General features: G+C 69.1%; 9 protein-coding genes. 3 read left to right on the top strand and 6 right to left on the bottom strand.

The window, feature by feature from the left end; translation table 11 throughout:
- The first annotated feature begins 336 nt into the window (after positions 1-336).
- Entirely contained in the window at positions 337-1272 is a 936-nt protein-coding gene (locus tag Raf01_RS24525; protein WP_203920348.1) for a hypothetical protein, read from the top strand.
- A 104-nt stretch (positions 1273-1376) separates the two neighbouring features.
- Here Raf01_RS24525 and Raf01_RS24520 read toward each other — a convergent pair whose 3' ends face one another.
- The 6 genes from Raf01_RS24520 to Raf01_RS24495 all read right to left on the bottom strand — a co-directional run bounded on the left by Raf01_RS24520 (position 1377) and on the right by Raf01_RS24495 (position 11581).
- On the bottom strand, positions 1377-2399 hold the full coding sequence (locus Raf01_RS24520; protein ID WP_239133870.1) for a LacI family DNA-binding transcriptional regulator: 1023 nt from the start codon (positions 2397-2399) through the stop codon (positions 1377-1379).
- Positions 2400-2504: 105 nt separating this feature from the next.
- On the bottom strand, positions 2505-4214 hold the full coding sequence (locus tag Raf01_RS24515) for a glycoside hydrolase family protein (protein WP_203920346.1): 1710 nt from the start codon (positions 4212-4214) through the stop codon (positions 2505-2507).
- A gap of 137 nt (positions 4215-4351) precedes the next feature.
- The gene (locus tag Raf01_RS24510) at positions 4352-5353 is read right to left on the bottom strand and encodes a substrate-binding domain-containing protein (RefSeq protein ID WP_203920345.1); all 1002 of its coding nucleotides are present in this window, start codon (positions 5351-5353) and stop codon (positions 4352-4354) included.
- On the bottom strand, positions 5350-6567 hold the full coding sequence (locus Raf01_RS24505) for an ABC transporter permease (protein WP_203920344.1): 1218 nt from the start codon (positions 6565-6567) through the stop codon (positions 5350-5352). The genes Raf01_RS24510 and Raf01_RS24505 overlap by 4 nt, the downstream gene beginning before the upstream one ends.
- Complete coding sequence (locus tag Raf01_RS24500) at positions 6560-8218, bottom strand: sugar ABC transporter ATP-binding protein (protein ID WP_203920343.1); 1659 nt, start codon at positions 8216-8218, stop codon at positions 6560-6562. The genes Raf01_RS24505 and Raf01_RS24500 overlap by 8 nt, the downstream gene beginning before the upstream one ends.
- 90 nt (positions 8219-8308) lie before the next feature.
- Positions 8309-11581: a DUF2961 domain-containing protein gene (locus Raf01_RS24495; protein ID WP_203920342.1), complete on the bottom strand. Its 3273-nt coding sequence runs from the start codon at positions 11579-11581 to the stop codon at positions 8309-8311.
- 610 nt (positions 11582-12191) lie between these two features.
- Between Raf01_RS24495 and Raf01_RS24490 the strand changes: the two genes are divergently transcribed.
- Together Raf01_RS24490 and Raf01_RS24485 are read left to right on the top strand one after the other, a co-directional pair.
- Positions 12192-15584, top strand: coding sequence for a GH116 family glycosyl hydrolase (locus Raf01_RS24490; RefSeq protein WP_203920341.1), 3393 nt, complete (start codon positions 12192-12194; stop codon positions 15582-15584).
- Between the two features lie 243 nt (positions 15585-15827).
- Positions 15828-16307, top strand: a complete 480-nt coding sequence (locus tag Raf01_RS24485) for a DUF6069 family protein (RefSeq protein ID WP_239133869.1) — start codon at positions 15828-15830, stop codon at positions 16305-16307.
- Positions 16308-16444 lie beyond the last annotated feature (137 nt).

The raw sequence follows: 16444 nt of genomic DNA, 5'->3' as shown, positions 1-16444 counted from the left end.
GTTTCACCAGATCATCGCCGCCATCAGCGTCCTTCAAGCCTCAAAGAATCGACTACCCCGCTGGCTGCAGGCGACGGTCCAACCATGGGTTGACGTTACGCGACCAATTGGTCACTAGCCTCATCACCATACCGTCCGGCGCGTTCAATGCTGCCGGTTAAACATGTAACCAGGAAAGGACGAGACGGAACGAAGATGACGCATGTTCTAGGCACCTTAAGACGGACGCTGACGGTGGGTTTAGCGATAACCGTTGGTGGTTCTCTTGTGGCACCCATAGCGGCCTCGGCCGCGCCAGTAGAGGCGCGGACGGTATCGGACGGCGCGCCCTGCACGATGAGTACGCTTTCGTTGCCGAGCGGGCTGCGTGACGGACAGCTCAGCCTCATCGACCCCTCCGGTCGCTGGGTGGTCGGCGAGGCATGGGACGCCGCTGGGTCCCAACACCTGCTCCTGTGGGACTCCGGCGTGGTGCGGGACCTCGGCGACGCGGAATACGGGTTCGCGGACATCAACCCCAACGGCGAAGCGATCGTGGCCAGCTACGACGGTTCCGCGTCGGTTGGCTGGCGCTACCACGACGGTCAGCTCACACGACTGCCACCGCTGCAAAGCGGGGACGACGTCGTGCTATACGGCATGAACGACAACGGAGTGGTCGTCGGCCTCTCGACGGGCCAGGAGGGATACCGCCAGGCCGGATTCCACCAGACACCGGTTGTATGGTCGGCGGACAACAACCCGACGGCGCTGCAGATGCCGCCCGGCGACAACAGCGGATGGGTCGCGGACATCGACGACGCGGGTACGGTCGTGGGCGCCGTCGGCTACGATCCCCGCGACCTGTCCGAGCCAACCTGGGAGCCCGTGGAGTGGCGTGCCGATGGCAGCATGCGCGTCCTGCCCGGCCCGGAGGATGGGCAAGAACACGCCATCTGGCCCCGGGCCATCACCCAGACGGGCACGATCGGGCAGGAAATGCCGCCCCAACAGTACGGCAAGGTTTGGCGCTGGGGCTCTGCCGCCGCCGCGCCGACCTACGTGACTGACGGGCGTGTGGATGCAATCAGCACAACCGGTTCGATTGCCTACTCCACCCTGGCAAGCGACGGCGCCGGCGCAGACTATTGGCTTCTGCACGATGGTGTCCGGCATCCGTTGCCGTATCAGCACGATGAACCTATAACACCGCTAATGATAGTGGGCGTGTCCGATAGCAACGTCGTCTATGGCTGGTACAGGAGCGTCCCGATGCGCTGGTCCTGTCCCTAGGCCGCGTCTCCGACGTGGCCCCGGGTAATTCGGGGCCACGTCGAGGAACCACGGTCTCGCCGTGGGCTCCGCCGAAGTCCTGGTCCTGAACTCGCTCACGGGATTCAACGCACCGGCTGGCCATCGGATACCGGCAGGCGCCGGGAACTGTCCCGCACCGTCAACGTCGCCGGCAGGGTGATTCGACGGGCCGGCGAGCGCTCCCCCTGCACCCGGCCCAGCAGCAACTCCGCGGCCCGCCGGCCGATCTCGTACGTCGGCTGGTCGACCGTGGTGATCCGGGACCGCGCGTTCAGCGCCCAGCTCAGATCGTCGAAACCGACCAGCGCCAGATCGGTCGGGACCCGCAGCGCCAGATCGTCCAACGCGTTGACGGCGCCCACCGTCATCAGGTTGTTGGCCACCAGCATGCCGTCCGGGCGAGGATCCTGCGCGAGCAGCCGCAGAGCGGCCTCGTGGCCACCGACCACCCGGAATCCACCGTCGGATACCAGGCCCGGTTCGATCGGCAGCCCGGCGCGGCGCAGGCCCGCGTGGTAGCCGGCGAGCCGCTCGCTGGAGGTGGAGATGCCGGGCGGCCCCGAGATGAACGCGATGCGCCGGCATCCCTGCTCGATCAGGTGCTCGGTGGCCTGCTCGGCCGCGCGCCGGTTGTTGATGGTCACCCGGTCCACTTCGGCCGTACGCAACCGGCGGTCGAAGGTGACCGCGGGGATCCCGCGACGAGACAGCACGTCGATACGGGTGTCGGTGGCCGAGGCCGGGGACAGCACCACCCCGGCGATCTGCTCGGCCGCGAACACCTCCAGGTAGCGCTGCTCCTTCGCGAGGTCCTCGTCGGTATTGGCCAGCATGACGGAGTATCCGGACTTCTGCGCCACGTCTTCGACCCCGCGCACCATCGAGGTGAAGAACGGGTTGGTGACGTCGGAGACGATGACGCCGAGCACTCTGGTGGCCCGGGTGCGCAAGCTCCTGGCCGAGCTGTTCGGCCGGTAACCGAGGGCGTCGATGGCCTCGATCACCCTCTGGCGCAGTTCCGGCGACACCCCGTCGGGATTGTTGAGCACCCGGGAGACGGTCGCCGCGGACACGTCCGCGGCGCGCGCGACGTCCGTGATCGTCACCGTACCCATGAAGCCCGCTTTCCGGAATGTCCCACCGTCAGGCGCTCGATCGCCCACGCCGTACCGCCGTCATCTCTCGATCGGGACCAGAGTAAGGAAGCGCCGCTAGCCGATCGCGTTCAGGCCAGCGTAGAGCGCTTCGGCGAACGCGGTATCGGCCGGATGCGGGCTGACTCCCAGCCGCCAGGTACCGCCCGGATAGTCGCCGACCGGCCACGCCGTGCCGCCGTTGGCCCACAGCGGTTGCCAGGAGATCGCGCCGTCGCCCGGGTCGTACCACCGGTTCGCGGTCGCCCACGCCGAACCCTGCCGGTACGCGGCGACGAGGCTGACCGACGCGTCGCCGGCCAGTGTCCAGCGAGGGAAGCCGGCCACGTCGCCGGAGCGGGACGCCGCGGTGTCGTCACCGACCCGCGGCAGGGTGGTGTCCAACGACCAGCCGACCTCCCACGCCGGTGCGTGCACCGCACCGGTGACGTGCCAGGTGAAGGACTGGTCCAGCCAGCCGGTCGAGGCATCCAGTCGCCAGTCGACGGTCACCGGCTGGGTGCCGACCGGGATGCCGGACAGCGTGATGGTGCGCCGGTCCGCGGAGGTGCTCACCGTCGCGGCCGCGCCGGGCGGGTCGGTGGCGCCGAATCCGCCGATCCCCGAGTACGGCAGCGTTCCACGGAACTGCGCATCGAGCAGCTCCCGCCAGGACCCACCAACCGGCACCTGCATCGAGGCCAGCGCGGCGCGGGGCGAGGTCTGCACCGTCGCCCGGTAGCTCGGGGTCGAGATGCGGTACCCGGCGGTGACCACCGTGCGGGACCAGTCCAGCGGGGCGAGCCAGACGCCGCCCTGCTCCCAGCCGGCCGAGGTGACCCACCACGAGCCGTCGGTGTCCGCAACGACCTCCAGCGCGTGCGAGGCGATGTGCCCGACCAGCTCGCTGGGATCGAAGTGCAGCGGGTCGCGGCTGCGGAACACGTCGGTGCCGACGTACCCCCCGCGCGGGCCGATGAACAGGTAGTAGTAGTTCTGGTAGTGGACCACGAACGGGGACTCCGTCGGGCCGCCACTGGTGCCGGTGCTCGGGTCGGTGAAGGCGAATCTGCTCGGACCCCAGTGCAGCAGGTCGGTGCTGGTGCGGTAGGCGACCACGTGGTTGCCGCCTGCCGGCTGGCTGGTCGCGTCGTAGTACATGACCCACTGCTTGCCGATGCGGGCGATGTACGGGTCGCGGGCGTCGAAACCGTCGCGGAACAGCGGGTCGCCGTTGTACCGGGTCCAGTGCCACAGGTCGGGCGAGATGGCCAGGCTGATCTCGGACTGGCTGTGGTCGGGTCCGCCGCCGGCGTAGAACATGTAGTACAGCCCGCCGCTCTCGATCACGTGTGGCGCCCACAGGTGGCTCTCCCCGCGGGTCGGATCGACCGCCAGCGCGAAGGGCTGCTTGGTCCACGGGCCGTGCAGGGACGGCGCGGTGGCGTGCGCGAAGTCCACCTCGTTTTCCGGGTCGGCCGGCTCCTGGTGGGTGATGCCGAAAAGGTGCCAGGTGCCGTCCGGGCCACGGATGATCGTGTGATCGTTGATGTACCACGGCGAGGTCTCGCCGACGCTCGGGTCATAGATGTTGGTGAAGGTACCGGCGGCCACGACGTGCGAGGTGGTGCTGAAGTCAGTGACCGTGAACCCGCCGGCGGGGGCGGCCGGATGCGCGCCGGCGCCGGCCGGTGCGCCGAGTACGGCGATCGCCACGGCCACCAGACCGGCGGCCAGCCGCATCGGCACGCCGGACGCGGGGCGAGTACGGGCAACGGGGACGGACATGACGGTCCTCCTGAAGGGGTCAGTGCGCGCCGGAGGTCGGTGCCCGATCGGCGCGGTCGCCGCGACGGTGTGCTCGCGCACCGCGATGGCCAGCACCGCGCCGGTCCGGAGCCGCGCGGCCCCGGACCGGCGCCGGGTCAGCTCTGGAACTTGCTGTCGTCGTACTGTGCGTACAGGCTGGCCGCGTTGTCCGGGGTCACCGGCGTGACCTGCAACGTCTGCGTCTTCTGCACGGGCTTGCCGGAGACGATCGCCTCCGCCGTCTGAGCGGCCTGCTCCGCGCAGGTCGGGTAGATGAATGTCCCGGCCATCTGGCCCTGCTGCACGGCGCGGATGCCGCCGTCGGGTATGGCCAGACCGTCGGTGCCGATGAACTTGATCTGTCCGGCCCGCTTGGCGCCGGCCGCGGCGAGGTAGGCGCCCAGCGCCATCGGGTCGTTCTCGGAATACACCAGGTCGATCTTCGGGTACTGGGCGAGCCACTGCTGCATGATCGGAGTCGCTGACTCCTTGAGCCACTTAGCCTCGCGCTGGGCCACGATGTGGATGTTCGGGTTCGCGGCGATCCCCTCCCGGAAGCCCTTGTCCCGGTCGATCTGCGGTTGGTCGGACAGGATCCCTTGTAGCTCGACGACGTTGCCGCCGTTGGGCAACAGCTTGACGGCCAGGTCTCCGGCCTGCTTGCCGGCTGCCACGTTGTCCCCGCCGATGAACGAGGTGTAGCAGTCGTTGTTCACCGACCGGTCCAGAATGATCACCGGAATCTTCGCGTTGCACGCCTGCTGCACCGCCGCGGCCAGCGGCGCCGGCTCGTTGGGCGAGATGATCAGCACGTCCACGTGTTGGGCGATGAAGTTCTGCACCTGGCTGACCTGCTTCGCGCTGCTCTGCTGCGCGTCGGTGATCGGCAGGAGCTTGAGGTTCGGGTACTTCTTGACGAAGTACTGCAGCTGGATGTTGAGCTGGGCCCGGTACGGCTCGGCGTTGTTGGACTGCGAGTAGCCGATGACGAACTGGGATTTGCTGGCCGCACCGGTAGCGCCGCTGGTCGGCGCGGTCGAGGCGCACGCGGTGGCGGCGGCGGCGAGCGGGGCCAGCATGGCGGCCGTCAGGGCCAGCCGCCAGCGTCGGGATTTCATCGGGATTCCTCCAACGGGGGTGTGGCGGATTGCGGTTGCGGCGAACCGCTGGCGACCTCGCCGGGCGGGTCACCGGTGCGGGTGCGGGTCAGCCGCCCGAGTCTTCGCACGGCCGGCCCCAGGGCGCGGAAGAAGTCGGGCCGTTGGATCACCACGGCGAGGATGACGATCAGCCCCTTGATGATCAGCTGAGCGTTGTCGCTGATGGCGTTGAGCCCGAGAACGTTGTCCAACAGGGTGAGGATGAGCGAGCCGACCAGGGTGCCCACGATGCTGCCCCGGCCGCCGGCCAGGCTCGCCCCGCCGATCACCACGGCGGCGATCGCGTCCAGCTCGTACGAGCTGCCGGCCAGCGGGTCGGCCGAGGCGCTGTAGGCCGCGTCGATCGGCCCGGCGAATCCGGCGAGCAGGCCGGCAAGCATGAACACGGCAATCTTGACGTAGGTGGTGTTGACACCGGACAGCCGCGCGGCGGTCTCGTTGCCGCCGACGGCGTAGATGTGCCGGCCGAACTTCGACTTGGACAGCAGCAGTTGGAAGACCACGACGACCACGACGAGCGCGAGCACCGGATAGTAGATGCCGGCGCGGCCGACGAACGGCAGCGGCAGGCCGGTGAAGACGTTGTGACCGGGGGTTCCCAACACCTGGAACTGGGCCGATCGCGGGGTCAGCTGCCCCTGCGCGTTGATGAGCTGGGTACCGACGCTGACGTTGTCCGACAGCATCCGGTCGATGCCGCGCACCACGTTGAGCATGGCCAGCGTCACCACGAACGACTGGATCCGCAGCAGGGCGGTGGCCGCGCCATTGGCCAGGCCGAAAAACGCGCCGACCACCATGCACAGCGGGACGATCTCGTAGATGTTCAGGTTCTGGTGGACCAGCAGCAGCGCGGAGACCATCGAGGCGATGCCCAGCAGCGAGCCGACCGACAGGTCGATGCCGGCGGTGAGGATGACCAGTGTCTCGCCGACCGCGAGGATGCCCCGGGAGGCGAAGGCGCCCACCGCGTTGGTGAGGTTCTGCTGGTTCCAGAACACCTGTCCCTTGGTCAGCATGCCGGCCGCGATGACCAGTACCAGCCCGATGTAGCCCTGAAGCGAGCCGAGTACCGGCAGCACGCCGCGCAGCCGGGCGCGCAGCGACCGCCGACCGGGCGGCTCGGAGGGCGCCAGCACCCCGGGGCTCGCCGGGGTCGTCCTGCTACTCATCAGATACCTCTCTTCGGGCGGGCGCCCGCGACGGCGACGCCGCGTCGATGCCGAGCACGGCCTGGCGGTCCATGGCGGCGTCGAGGATCGCTTCCTGGGATCCCTCACCGCGGCGGAATTCCGCGGTGACCCGTCCCTCGCAGAGCACGACGATGCGGTCGCACATGGCCAGCAGTTCGGGCAGTTCGGAGGAGACCATGACGATCGCCGAGCCCCGGCGTGCCAGCTCGGTCATCAACTGGTAGATCTCGGCCTTCGCGCCGACATCAATGCCCCGCGTCGGCTCGTCCATCAGGATCAGCGACGGCTCGGTCAGCAGGCACTTGGCCAGTACCACCTTCTGCTGGTTGCCGCCCGACAGGTTGGCCACGGCCGTGTTCAGCCCGGGTGTCTTGATCCGCAGGTCGGTCACCATGCCGGCGACCGCCGCACGCTCCCGGGCGGCGCTGACCGTCCCCCGGCGCATGAACCGCCCCAGCGCGGCCAGGCTGGCGTTGAACCGCACCGAGTTGGTCAGCACCAGGCTCTGCGCCTTGCGGTCCTCGGCGACCAGGGCGATGCCGTTGCGGATCGCGTGGCGCGGCGACCGGGGCTGGTAGCGCCTGCCGCGCAGGCGCACGTTGCCGTGTACCGCACGGCGGGGGAACACGCCGTAGATCGCCTCCAGCGTCTCGCTGCGCCCGGCGCCCATCAGACCGGCCAGGCCGACGATCTCACCGGCCCGGGCGATCAAACGCACGCCGTGCAGCGCCGCGCGGCCTTCCCGCCTGTCCCCGGCCAGATCCAGGCCCTCGACCCGGATCACCTCCTCGCCGGGCCCGGTGGGCGAATCGCTGCGCGGGAACAGTTCGTCCAGGGGCCGGCCCACCATCATGGAAATCAGTTCGCCGCGGGTGGTGCCGGCCATCTCCCGCCGCCCGATGTACGCGCCGTCTCGCAGCACGGTCACCGAGTCGGCGATCTCGTCCAGTTCCTCCAGCCGGTGGGAGATGTAGACGATCCCGACGCCCTGGGCCGCCAGCCGGCGGATCACGGTGAACAGCCGGCGCACCTCGGCATCGGCCAGCGCCGAGGTGGGTTCGTCCATGACCAGGACCCGCAGGCTCGCCGACAGCGCCTTGGCCACCTCGATGAGCTGCTGCTCGGCGACCCGGCACTGGCGCACCGGCCGGCGCGGGTGCAGGGTCAGCCCGACCTCGGCGAGCAGCCGCGTCGCCTGTTCGTCCATCCTCCTGCGGTCGATGGTGCCGCGGGCGGTGCGCGGCTCCCGGCCGAGGAAGATGTTGTCCACAATGGACATGTCCGGTACGAGATTCAGCTCCTGATGGATCATTGCGATGCCCAGGTGCTGCGCGGCCTTCGGCGAGTGGATGGCGACCGGCACGCCGTCCAGCTCGATGACGCCGCCGTAGTCGGAGAAGACGCCGGCGAGGATGTTCATCAGGGTCGACTTGCCGGCGCCGTTCTCGCCGAGGATGGCGGCCACCTCGCCGGCGCGTACCGTCATGTCGACTCCGGACAGCGCCCGTACCCCGGGAAAGGTCTTGGTGATGGCGTTCATGGCCAGGATCACCCGCCCCGGCCCCGGCGCGGCCGGGGCCGAGGACCCGGAAGCGTTGTCCGGCTGTGTTTCGTGGATCTCTCGGCCCACGGCCACACCTCCTTCCAGTTCGTCGTCGTGATCGGTTGGGCCGGCCGGCGACGGTTCGGCGCCGCCCAGCGGGTCACCGCCGCCGGGCGGCTAACCGACCAGGTGCAGATCGAGGTAGTCCAGCCCGACCAGGTAGTTGGTGGCGGCGGCGTTCTTGCCGGTGAGGGTGAGCGTCAGCGTGTGCGCGCCGGCGGCGAGGTTCAGCTGGCCCTCGTCGACCGGCGGAGCGACCACGACTCCGGTGGCGTACCCGTCGAAGGCGTTGCCGACCCCGGTACCGTCGACCGCGGCGGTGACGATGCCGTAGTCGGGTGCCTTGGTCAGCACGCTGGTCAGGTCGTAGCGTCCGGTGGTCGGTACGGTGAACCGCAGCGTCGCGGTGTCACCGGCCTTGGTGCCCTTGAACCACAGCTGGGCGCCACCGGACCAGGTCACCCCGCAGCAGGTGCCCTGCGTGACGACCGGCGCCGTCGAACTCAACGCGGGCACCATCGACTCGCCTTCGACCCGGACCGTGTCGCCGGTCGTGGCGCTGACCGTCGCGGAGGCGGACGAACGGTTGCCGGCCGCGTCCACCGCGACCACCCGGTAGTGCCAGGTCTCCGACAGCGCCAGGCCGGCGTGGGTGAAACCGGTGGTGGTCGTCGTGCCGACCAGTGTGGCCGGCCCGTCGGTGAAGGTGGCGCTGCGGGAGGCGTACACCTCGTAGTGGTCGATGCCCACGTTGTCGGCGGGCTCGGTCCAGGACAGCCGCACCGAGTTGTCCTGCCCGCCGTTTGCGGTCAGGCCGCCCACCCTGGCCGGGGCCTGGTGGTCGGCGAACGCCGGCACGGTGGACAGCGCCTGGTAGCGGGCCGCGGTCCAGGCCGGTGCGCCGGCCACCGGGGTGAGCGTGACGGTGATCGAGTCCTTCCCGCTGGTCAGCGACGCCGGGACCGCGAAGGTGTCGTCGAGCCACCGGTGGGTGGAGTTGCCCAGCGGCTGCAGCCACGTACCGGCGGGCCCGCCGTCGACGCTGACCGTCACCGACTGGCCCGCGTTGGCCTGGTCGGAGCGGCGGCGCAGCGTCACGCCCTGGTTGTCACCGGCCACGGACAGCCGGAAGCTGACCGCTGTGGTGGCCGGGCGCAGGTCGTCGGTGACCGGCGCCGGGGTGCCGTTGTTGCCCTCGTAGGTGCCTGTGAGCGTGGTCGCCGTACCCAGCTGGGTCGAGGTGTAGCTGTGCGCGTTCTCGCTGGCCTGGTTGCCAACGTCCACGGTGTCGGACAGCCGTTGGGTGTCGGTGTCCTGGCCGTACCAGAACGCCGTCGACGAGTAGTCGGCCGCCACATCATCGACGCCGCCGTGCTCGATGCCGAAGGTCAGCTGCGTGCTGAACGGCACCGCGTCGGCGATCATTTGACGGTACGTGCCGGTGCAGTCGGCGTTGGCCGGGCAGCCGTCGTTTCCGGTCTCGTGGCCGGGCTCACCGTTGAACGGGTTGGTGAACACGTCCCGGTTGAAGTACCAGCCACCCTCGTAGAAGTCCTCCGTACCGGTGCCGTGGATCTGCGGGCTGGCGTTGCCGTCGGTGTAGACGCGCTCGTCGCCCTCCAGGTATCCGCGGCCCTGGCCTGGCAGGCCCCGCATGGTGTCGGTGACGCCGACGAACTTTCCGTGCCCGGAGGCGGACACGAAGATGTGGTCGGCGCCGGCCGTGGTCGGCCCCGCGTTGGAGGTGGTGTGGAAGTAGCCCTCGTCGCCGGCCGGTGCCAGTCCCAACGCCGAGGAGGCGGAGGGCGCCGAGGTGACCTGGGAGTCGCCCGAGGTGATGCGCTGCGACGAGCCGTTGTAGAGGGTGACCGTGGCGCGGTCCCGGTAAGGCATCGGCCACCAGGCCGAATACCAGCCGTCGGCCGCGGTGTCCATGCCGTACATCAGGGCGTGGACCGGGTCCTCACCGAGCCCGGAGCCGAAGAACTCGCCCAGCGGAGCGTCGACGGTGCGCTGCCCGTCGAACGTGATCCGCACCCGGGCGTTGCTCAGCACGTCGTCCGACGCGGTGATCGCCGACTCGTCCGTACTGGGCGGCGTGTAGCAGAAGTTGTTCGAACCCTCCCAGGTCTGGCCGGTGATCGAGTACCCGTGCGCCGCCTCGTCGGCGGTGTGGCTGGGCCCGACGTCCACAGTGTCGGTGCGAACCGGCTGGCCGCCGACGGTGCTGTCGGCCCAGTACACGAACTCGTTGAAGTCCAGGTCGGAGGAGGTGAACTGGTTCCGGATGGTGATCGAGGACTTGCCGGCGGTCGCGGAGGCGGGCAGGTCGACGCTCTGGTCCACCCAGCGGCACGAGCCGGCCACCGGCAGCGGCGCCCAGGTTGCCACGGCGACGCCGTCGACGAGCACCTGCGCGCTCTGGTGGCCGATGCCCGCGTCGAGCCGGCGGGTCAGGCGCACGCCGGTGTTGTTCGGGTCGATCTTCACGGTGAACTGGCTGTCGCCGCCGGAGCCGAATGCCCGGCCGTCGTCGCTGGTGTTGTCGGGCGGAGGCGCGCCGACCAGCTGCGGGATGCGCAGCCGCAAGGCGGAGATGGTGCCGGGACCGTTCAGGTTCGCCAGTGTGGTGGACTGGCCCGGCTTGAGGGAGAAGCTGTCCGAGGCGGTCCGGGCGCCGGGTGCGGCGGGCTTCGGGTCCTTGGTACCGGCCGCCCGCAGCATGGCGATGACGTCGTTGGCCTTGTCGTTCGGATCGAACGTGGAGACTCCGACGGCGTCGGCGAAGCCCCGGTAGGTCACGTGGTAGTAGTTCGGATCCTGGTCGGTGTAGACCAGCATGGAGGCGCGGTAGGGCATGGGCACGTTGATGTTCACGCCGCCCGAGCTCTGGTCGGCGTTGGCCACCAGCGGGTAGACGAACGGGGCGCCCAGCTTGCCGTCGACGACGTCCTGGAACGCGGCGTGCACGACGGTCCGGCCGTCGAGCACGATGCTGATGTTGCCCGTGCTGGTGACGTCGCCGCCGTTCTTGGTGGACCAGATGTTGTCGATCTCGCCGGCACCGTCGGCCTCGGCCAGCACGCAGCCACCGCCGGCCATCGTACGCAGGCAGCGGTTGAAGTCACCGTTGCCGCCGGTGCGGTCGAAGCTGGAGAACTGCTTGGTGGTCACGCCGGACGGGATCTGCGCGAGCTGGTCGAGATGGCGGTAGATGTCCCAGCCGACCGGGCCCTTGTCGCTGCCGGAGCCGGTGTTGGTCGATGCGGCACCGCCTGCCGGTGCCGCGCTGGCCGTGCCGGCCGCGAGCGGTGCCGAAAGCAGTAGGGCGAGCGCGAGGCCGGAGCAGACCAGGCCGCGGGGCCAGGCTCTCTTCTTCCGGTGTGGCATGTGCTTGTCCTCTCTGGTCGCGGGACGAGTCGGACAGGTGCGGTCACCCACGGGACGAAGACACGTTGAGCTGATCTTCAAGTAATCGATTTTGTAATCGATTTCTCGGAGCGTATGAGGGTTGATCGTGACCCGTCAACCCCTCACATGTATCGATCCGTCTATGCGGGGGCTAGTGGTGATTCGGGGTCATTTGTCGCGGCACCGCGCCCGCCCCGCCTCGCATCCTTTCTCCACAATGGACAGCCGGCCGAAACCCCGGCAACCGTCCCCATTGGACGGTGCATGCCGGCGGGTGCGACAGACGCCGTACGACCGCCGTGCGGAATGCCGCCTTGAATACCGGAGCCACAGCATCTAGGATCGTGAATTAGATCTATGAAATCGATTTCACAGCTCCAGCCCGGAAGCCAGATCTGGCCACACCCACCACACACCACCCACAGCCGTCTGCCTACGACCGCACATCCGGCCGCCCGGAAACCGGCCGGCCCATGACGCCTGAGCACCTGTCGGTGTTCGGCGTGCGCGGTCCTGCCTGGCGTGGATTCCGCACCCCTGGCGAGCGGTCGGCGACACCCACTGCTGTCGCAACGGGAAGAGAACTGCCATGAAATCCCCACGCCGGTTCGTCTCGGCGCTCCTGGGCACACTGACACTCACCGCGGGCCTGCTCGTGGTGACCACACCGCCCGTGAGCGCCGCGGACATCACCGGGCCCACCAGCTGGAATTTCGAGGACGGAACCCAACAGGGGTGGACCGCGCAGCCCGGATCCCACTTCGGACCGCTCATCACCGACCGGGTGTACTACCACAACAACCCCGACCAGAAATGGAACAAGGAGGGGACCTACTTCCTGTCCACCGAGGAGGATCCCCAGGGCAACTACAACGACTCCTACACCGGCGTCCTCGACTCCCCCAGCTTCACACTCACCAGACCCGATATCACACTGCTCGTCAATGGCGGCAACCTGCCACAGACCTACCTGGCGGCGTGCCTGCCGGACGCCACCGCCACCAACGGATGCCGCGTGCTCGCCAAGACCCAGGGCACTGACGCCGAACCGTTCCTGTACCGGACGCTGGACCTCTCGGCGTACCTCGGCCAGTCCCTGTTCCTGCAGCTCGTCGACGAATCCACCGGCGGCTGGGGACACCTGACCATCGACGACGTCCGAGTCAACTATCCGTCGGTCCCCACCGGTGTCACGGCCGACCGATCGGGCGCCGCGGTCTCGCTGCGCTGGAGCGCTGTGCCGGAGGCCGGGCTCACGGGCTACGACGTGTACCGCTCGCTGAACGAGACGAGCGGCTACACCCGCATCACCACGCAGCCCACCACGGCGACCTCGTACACCGATCGCAGCGCCGCGCCGTCGACCGGCTACTTCTACCGCGTCGTCTCGGTCTTCGCCGACGGTTCCCAGGGAGAGGGCCCGAACACCGCGTACGCCGGGCCGTACCAGGATCCGTTCGCCCGCGGCAGCACGGTAACCTACACCGGCGACCAGTTGAGCGGCATCGAGTTCCCGGTGGGGCCGCTGGGTGCCGGCGGCATCCTCCACTTCGGAGACGGCACGCGCAACGAGTCCTGGATTTTCAACCACGACGACACCTTCCGCGACCGTCACACCGGTACCGTGCCGAACAGCTTCTTCGCCGTCCGCGCGGTCACCGACAAGGGCCAGCTGGTGGTGCGCGCGCTGCAGACCAGCGGCGAAGGGGCGTTCCCCGGCATGCGCGACCTGTCGTTCCAGGGCGAGTACCCGATGGCGCACTACCGGTTCGACGACTCGGCCCTGCCGGTACAGGTCAGCGAGGACGTCACCAATCCCACCCTCCCCGGAAACCTCAAGGACTCCGCCATCCCGACCGCCATCTACACCTTCACCCTGAAGAACCCGACGAAGCAGCCGATGGTGGTGTCCCTGATGGCCACCCAACAGAACGCGGTGGGCTTCGACGGTGTCGGTACGATCGGCGGGCCGACGAACGACTCCAACGCCGGATTCGTCAACAACGCCAACGCACTGAGCCTGGGCGCCCAGCAGGGTCGCCTGCTCATGAGCGGGACCCCGGACAGCTACGGCAACTCCGCCGCCGTCGACCCCGACCCGACGGGGCCCAAGCTGGCCCTGACCATGCTGGGCCCGAACGTGACGGGTACCGCGTCCTGGTCGGGCCTGGACAAGCTCTACGCTGACTTCTCCGACGACGGCGCCGCCAGCGGACCGGCGAACGCGACGAGCCCGAGCACCGGCACCACGGTCGACGGAGCGCTGTCGACCAGCCTGCGGCTGAAGCCGGGTGCCGAGGTGAAAATCCCGGTGGTGCTCAACTGGAACTTCCCCGCGAACCCGGTGCGCAACTTCGGCGGCGAGGGTGAGCAGTACACCAATTGGTGGCCCAACGCGGCCTCGGTGGACGCCTACACCGTGGCGCACCTGCCGTTCCTGCTGCAGCAGACCCAGCAGTTCCACGACAGCGTGTACCACTCGAACCTGCCGCAGTACGTGCTCGACCGGCTCACGTCGGGCATCGCCGTGCTGCACACGCCCTCGGTGTTCTGGGCGCGCAACGGGTTCTTCGGCGGCTGGGAGGGCTACGGGTGCTGCTGGGGCATGCCCAACCACGTCTGGGAGTACGCGCAGACGGCGAGCGCACTGTGGCCCCAGGTCGGGCAGCTGTGGGTCCAGCAGTGGCTCGACGCGGAGAAGCCGGACGGGCTGCTGCCGTACCGGTACGACACCGGCACCGACAGCTACGGTGCCGCCTTCGACGGCCAGGCCGGGGTCATCCTGTCCGCGTACCGCACGTACGAACAGACCGGTGACACGGCCTGGCTGAAGCGGTACTGGAGCAAGATCGAGGGTGCGATGGACTATCTCGTCACGGCCAACGACCCCGACCGCGACGGCATCCTCACCGGCGCGCAGTACACGACGCTGGACTCGTCGGAAAGTGGCACCGGCTCCTGGCTCGGCAGCCTCTACCTCGCGGCGGTGAACGCCACCGCGCAGCTGGCACAGCTGGCCGGCGACGGCGCGGCGGACACCCGCTACCGGACTCTGTACGACACCGGCCGTGCCAACCAGGAAAAGCTGCTGTGGAACGGCGACTACTACGAGGAGAAGCCGCAGAATCTGCCCGGTACCGTTGCCTACGGCCCGGGTTCGGACATCGACATGCTCCTGGGGCAGTGGTGGTCGACGCAGCTGGGCCTCGGTGACATCTACGACAGCGGGCACCTGGACACCGCCGCCCGCAACCTGTTCGCGAACAACTTCCAGACCAGCTTCGTCGGCGGCCCGCCCGACGGCCGTGACTACGTGGAGCCGACCGACGCCGGCATGAAGAACACCACCTGGCCGCGGGGCGGCAAGCCGGCCAACCCCTTGCTGTACAACGACGAGACCTGGACCGGCACGGAGTACAGCTCCGCCGCGCTGATGATCCAGCGCGGTGACGTGGCCGACGGGCTGCGCGTGGTGCAGGCCGCCGCCGACCGGTACGACGGGCGGCTGCGCGACGATCTGGCCCTGGGCGGGTGTGCCGCCGGCGACGGGGCCGGGAACCCCTTCGGCGACGTGGAATGCGGCCAGTGGTACAGCCGGAGCATGTCGGGATGGTCGGTGCTGACCGCGTTGCAGGGCTTCACCTACAACGGCGCGAGCCATGACCTCGGATTCGCACCGCAGTGGCGGCCGGACGACCACGTGTCGTTCTTCACCGCCGGCACCAGCTACGGCACGCTGAGCCAGCGCGTGAACGGAGCCAACCAGACCGACACCGTCCAGGTGTCCACCGGTTCGCTGCGGCTGGATCGGGTGCAGCTGGCGGTCGGGTCGCACGGGGTACGCCAGATACGGGTGAGCGTCGACCACCACCCGGTCGACGCGCACTGGTCGGCCACGGCGGGCGGCCTGTCCGTCGAGCTGCCGGCCACCACGGTGCGCGCGGGCACGACGTTGTCGATCACAGTGACGCTCGCCCACTGATCGCGGTCTGGGCCGCCGGCGTCGTCGGCGGCCCAGGCCAGCCGACCGGGTGCGGCGTCTCCGTGGACGATGAGGTCAGCATCGGGCCAGACGCGGCGCCGCGACGGCCGCCGGCCGGCGGTCGATCTTGGCCAGCCGAGCGTACGAAAAAAGACCGGCACCCGATGTCGATTCGCGGCACCTGCCTTCGACGTAGTGGTAGCGGACCACGATGAGCGGTCCCCACCACAAACGGAGGCCAGCATGTCCAGCACCACAGCCAAGGCAACGACCGCACCGGCAGCAACCACAATCACTGGCGTTTCGGCCGCTTCGGGCAGCCACCGTCGCCCCGTCGTACTACACGGTGTCCTGGCCAGCGTCGGCGCGGCGGCGGCCACGACCGCGGCAGCCACCATCGCCTCGGCCATGGGTGTCAGCTTCGCCGACCGCACCGGATCGACGATTCCGATCATGGGGTTCGCCCAGCTCACTCTGCTGTTCTCCCTGATCGGCGTCGCCCTCGCCGCGGTGCTCGCCCGCCGGGCCAAGCGACCCCGCTCCACCTTCGTGCGCACCACCGGCACGCTCGTGGTGCTCTCGTTCGTCCCCGACCTCGTCGTCGGATTCGACGCCACGTCGGCTACGACCCTCATCCTCATCCACCTGCTGGCCGCCGCCATCGTGATCCCCACACTGACGAAACGACTCGCACCGGTCGGGCAGCCGAAGCAGGGCCACTGAGAGCCGTCCTCCTGGAACGAATTTCCGGGGTCATGGCCCCTCGCGTCGGGGATGCTCGGACGAAGTCGTCCGGGCATCCCTCGTTTCGCTCCGACGCCGGCGGTTGTGACGCGTGCACTCCGGCTGCGCGGAGCACG

Source organism: Rugosimonospora africana, from assembly GCF_016862975.1.
GTDB lineage: Bacteria > Actinomycetota > Actinomycetes > Mycobacteriales > Micromonosporaceae > Rugosimonospora > Rugosimonospora africana.
The sequence above is the reverse complement of the archived record's forward strand: the minus strand, read 5'-3'. Positions and strand labels throughout refer to the sequence as shown.